The sequence below is a fragment of the Methylobacterium sp. WL116 genome (assembly GCF_008039455.1).
In the GTDB taxonomy this organism is placed as follows: Bacteria; Pseudomonadota; Alphaproteobacteria; order Rhizobiales; family Beijerinckiaceae; genus Methylobacterium.
The window spans coordinates 1-4060 of record NZ_VRUV01000417.1; the positions used below are offsets into that span (position 1 = coordinate 1).

At 62.3% G+C, this 4060-nt stretch carries 8 protein-coding genes; 3 read left to right on the forward strand and 5 right to left on the reverse strand.

Annotated elements, in window-relative coordinates:
• The 3 genes from FV223_RS21775 to FV223_RS21780 all read left to right on the forward strand — a co-directional run.
• On the forward strand, positions 1-205 hold a 205-nt coding region (locus FV223_RS21775), incomplete at its 5' end, for a transposase (protein ID WP_147728951.1).
• 84 nt (positions 206-289) lie between these two features.
• Entirely contained in the window at positions 290-454 is a 165-nt protein-coding gene (locus FV223_RS30710) for a hypothetical protein (protein WP_187275652.1), read from the forward strand.
• 65 nt (positions 455-519) lie between these two features.
• The gene (locus tag FV223_RS21780) at positions 520-702 is read left to right on the forward strand and encodes a hypothetical protein (protein WP_147728952.1); all 183 of its coding nucleotides are present in this window, start codon (positions 520-522) and stop codon (positions 700-702) included.
• A 359-nt stretch (positions 703-1061) separates the two neighbouring features.
• Here the strand turns inward: FV223_RS21780 and FV223_RS31995 are convergent, their stop codons facing one another.
• The 5 genes from FV223_RS31995 to FV223_RS21810 all read right to left on the reverse strand — a co-directional run bounded on the left by FV223_RS31995 (position 1062) and on the right by FV223_RS21810 (position 3958).
• Positions 1062-1610: a hypothetical protein gene (locus FV223_RS31995; protein WP_246689755.1), complete on the reverse strand. Its 549-nt coding sequence runs from the start codon at positions 1608-1610 to the stop codon at positions 1062-1064.
• A gap of 195 nt (positions 1611-1805) precedes the next feature.
• Positions 1806-2039 carry a hypothetical protein gene (locus FV223_RS21800; RefSeq protein ID WP_147728954.1) on the reverse strand — a complete coding sequence of 78 codons (234 nt, stop codon included), beginning with the start codon at positions 2037-2039 and terminating at the stop codon, positions 1806-1808.
• A complete protein-coding gene (locus FV223_RS30715; protein ID WP_187276205.1) occupies positions 2039-2200 on the reverse strand; it encodes a hypothetical protein in 162 nt (53 codons plus the stop codon). The genes FV223_RS21800 and FV223_RS30715 overlap by 1 nt, the downstream gene beginning before the upstream one ends.
• 275 nt (positions 2201-2475) lie before the next feature.
• Positions 2476-2859 carry a hypothetical protein gene (locus FV223_RS21805; protein ID WP_147728955.1) on the reverse strand — a complete coding sequence of 128 codons (384 nt, stop codon included), beginning with the start codon at positions 2857-2859 and terminating at the stop codon, positions 2476-2478.
• A gap of 388 nt (positions 2860-3247) precedes the next feature.
• Entirely contained in the window at positions 3248-3958 is a 711-nt protein-coding gene (locus tag FV223_RS21810) for a helix-turn-helix domain-containing protein (protein ID WP_187274979.1), read from the reverse strand.
• Between the last annotated feature and the right edge of the window lie 102 nt (positions 3959-4060).

The following is a 4060-nucleotide window of genomic DNA, read 5'->3' on the forward strand; positions in this document are numbered from 1 at the left end:
GTGGGCGAACGTGAAGCCGATGCCCAACCGCAAGAACGTGCCGGCCTTCAGTGCCTTCCTGTACAAGTACCGCAATCTGGTCGAGCGGTTCTTCAGCAGGATCAAGCACTTCCGTGCGGTCGCAACACGGTACGACAAGGACCCGGAAAACTTCCTGGCCAGCGTCAAGCTCGCAGCCGTCCGCGTCTGGCTCAGGACTTTATGAGTCCGCGACCTAGTCCGGCGATCACCTGGAACGTGCCGGGGCACCACGACTTAGCTTCCCGGGAAGTGCCATAGGAGCGAGACGATGATCGACGCTGACACCCCGCAGCCCGGCGACGATCCGGCGCCGATCGGAGACCCCTCGCCAGCACCTCAGGAGCCTGAGGGCGATCCACCGCCGAGCCCCGCGCCGGCACCACAGATGGACGACGCGGCGGCGATCGAAGAGACCGAAGAGCAGCCGAGCTAACTCTTTCAGCCTCGACGGTTCCTATAGCGGTTGTCGAAGCCGAATGCTCTCGCTAGAGGGCGCCGATGGAAAAACTCGACGCCCTACTTGAACGTCTCAAGAACCGCCAGCGCGACCTCATCATGGAAGCCGCTCAGTACGATACGATGCCGGCCGACAGTACGCTGAAGCGGATCGCGGAGCTTGAGAACGCTATCGCGGCGGTAGAGGCGGGGGCGGACGAGGAGCGGGGGCGGCGGCATCGATAGGGCCACCGCGACGGATCGCGCCTTTTTCGTTGGCGCGGAACTAGAGCGTCCCCTTCACCGTAGGAGCCGAGAATGGCTCACGCGAAGGGTACAGATTGGCACCGCCGCATTACGTCGTCCGACGCAGCCGATCTGGCAGATTTAACTTCGCCCTCATCACCGACTACGGGCGCATCACAGGGTACGTCTCTACTGACCTAGACGGCCGATCCAGTGCCGAGCTTGAACGGGAAGCTCGCGATAAAATCGGTGCGCTTGCCGGGAGCTTCGCGGAGGTCGCTGTTCCGACGCTTGATGTGGAAGCGGAGAGGACAGTGCGAAGCGCTTATCCCTCAGGTGAGTTTGCTACCTAACATCAATTATTCGTCGCTCGGAGGAATACGTTCTTCGAGATAGGTCGCCGCATCCGCGTATAGCTCGAAGCGCCGCGTTAAACCTGCACGCTTCTCAGGCTTCTGCGTCTCATCCATCTTCGACTTCGCTTTCTCGGCGCGCTGACGCATCTTATTGGCGAGCTTTCCGAACGCCTCTTGGATCTTGGCGCTAACCTTCTCGGCCTCGGCGTCCGCTGCGTTCTTTTGGTTCCGTATAGAACCGGGAAACGCGCTCTTTTTGTCTTTAGCCACCGATCGTCTCCATCGATCTGACACACCCTTTACGTCATACGCTGTGACGATGCGATCACCGTGACCGAGATTATGATGCTTGCCGCCTCGCACGGATATCCAGGCGTCGCGGTCTGCGCGCGCCACGGCCAACTCGCATTGCACCTCTTCAAGTCGAGCGTGCATCTCGCCGGCATCAACGGCGGTCTTGATCAGCAGCTCCTGCGCCTCGGCGAGCGCCGCGCGCAGCTTCGCGTTTTCGGTAGCGAGCGCCAGAAGCAATGCTGCCGTCTCGTCGCTCATCTTTCAGCAACCTGTCTGGCGCATTGTCACTGACGTTGCATACGCGGCCGGCTGATCCCCCCGATCCGCTGCGGCGGTCCTGTTCTTGTCCCCGCAAGCAGGGCCGCCACCACTGCCCCAAGATTGGCTTGCCTTGGTTCTCGGACAGGGGCGAGCAGCGAGGTTCGAGGCAGCTCTAAAGACGATTTGGTGAGCCTAGGACTGGTGAGCTGCAACGCAGGCCTTCGGGACGGATGCCTCGACCGACACGCCCTCCAGATCAATGAGGCTCAGCACGCCTCCGTCCGGCCCTGTGATCGTCACGTCCGAAAGTGTGCGAGCAACCATGTCGCGATACTTTCTCACCGCCCATTCGGGCGATGGGCATCGGTAGGTGACGGTGCCGCCCTTCATGGCGCCCCAAACGATATAAACGGGGTTCGGCTCCATCACACTATGATCCCGGCAGCGCCAAGAATGGCACGCTGCTTGAAGATGCCGATGCGGTGGGTTCGGATTGTGTGTTCGAGGTCAGGCACAGCAGGATCATTCGCTTCACGCAGAGCGGCGATGGCTTCGGACATCGCTGCGATCGCGAACTCGTCCAGCATGACGTTGAACGCGATCCTGTCGCTGAGACGCGCACAAGAACACTCAGACCCCTGCCTTGGCTTCTGCATGAAGCCCTAACCAGCCCAGCGGTTTTTGGTTCGCATTGCCGGTCCCAGGGGCTTCAAAGCGCTGGCCACCATCAACACCTGATGGAAGCTATCGAAGCGGGCCATAGTCCGGCGCCGGCGGTTTCTGTTCCCCGCAGCACCGTCCTCCACGCGACCACCCGGCCCGAGGCTTCACGAATCGAACTTAGCTCACGTTGCGTGTCGAGCTACTGCCTCACACCTGCTTGCCTCACGGTCGGGGTGAGATGGGCATCATCCGTTATCTGAAGCATGGACGCACCTGCTGCGACAAAGCCAGCCATCGTCCTGAGATCCTCCGGTTGCCGCGGATCGCGCGAGATGGCGGTTGCTTCCTGTTCAAGGCGAGCATTGCAGGCACGAGACGGTACCGATCCGGTCGGCGTGCAGGCATCGTGACGAGCGCAAGCAGCGTCGAGGGCGTCAACCGGCGCAAGGGGAGCATTGTTGCCTGGGCCGCAGTAGTTGCCGTGGATCAGCATCTTCGGCTCGCCCAATGCGCCAGGTTCCGCCAGGGCTGGCATCGTGAAGGCCACTGTCAGAAAGAGTGATATCGCGGTTTTGCGCAGCATCGTGTTGTACCCCGAAACAATCTCACCCCCTCAGGTGGTTTGCGTCGAGTGCTGCTGGGCAGCAATCAAAAATGGCAATCGCCAAGGGGTGCGTGGGTTCCCATCCGCCAAGATGCGGCGGGTCATGCCGATCAGGCTGCTCGTCAGGCTGGATCGTCAGTTAGGCTCCGATAACGCGTTATCAGGATTGTAGCCTTGGTTGTGGTGGCTGGCGTTGGTCTACGGTGAACTGTGTCGTTTGGCCTCGGGCTTCACATCTCGCGTCTACCGGCTGCCCGGACTTTGGACATGGCTGCGCTCCTGACGCTGATCCCCACTTCTCGGCAGCCTTTTCGCGATCTTCGACCCTCCAAATTCACAGGGTAGGAAACAGGAGTATCCGTGCCGCTCACGGATTTACGCCCTCTCCCTGTGACGAAGGTGGTAGCGTTTCGCGACCTCCTTGGCGCCCTAAGTTCAACTTAGTCCGTTCCCCGAGGGGGTTGGTGTTTAACACCCCCTCCTTTCCGCCTGGGGGGTAACGATCCGTGACCCCCTTTCGCGCTAGCCGCAGCCACGCCACCCATTCCCGCGACACGACGCGGACCACGTTGGTGTCGCTGCGGAACCGGGACTGACGACGTTCCTCGACCGTCACCAGGGCGAGCACCTTGGCCTGTCGGATCGCATTGCGGACGGTCGCGCGGCTCACGCCTGCCAGTGCCGCAATGTGGTCCAGGGCTAAGCGGCAGTCGCCCCGCTTCGCCACCTCGCCCGCGACGACAGCTAGCACCGCCTGCTCGGCCAGCGTGAACCGCGCCGCGATGCCCGGAGGAAGCCGCCCAGAAGCCGCCCAGCGCCGTCGGCGGGCCATCGAGGCATCCGAGCGCGGCCGAGAGCCTGTGCGGCTCCTAGGGGGTCCTGTGCGGTTCTCGCCCTTTTCGACGGATCGTTCGGTTCCTGACAGTTGCCGGGCCTCGATCAGCCCGGACAGAGCCTCCGCCTCGGCTTCGGACAGGTGTCCCTCGCCAAACGCCTTCCACAATGCGGACGCGACGGCCGGCAACGCGGCGCGCGGAGCCGCCTCCGCCTGCCGGCGGATCTCGTAGGCATAGTCCATCACTCACAGCCCTGCTCGGGCCGCGTCAAAGCAGGGGGCTCGGCGTGAACCGTCCCCGGCAAAAGGCAAAACGCCATCGTCTCGGGAAGCGATCCCGATTGA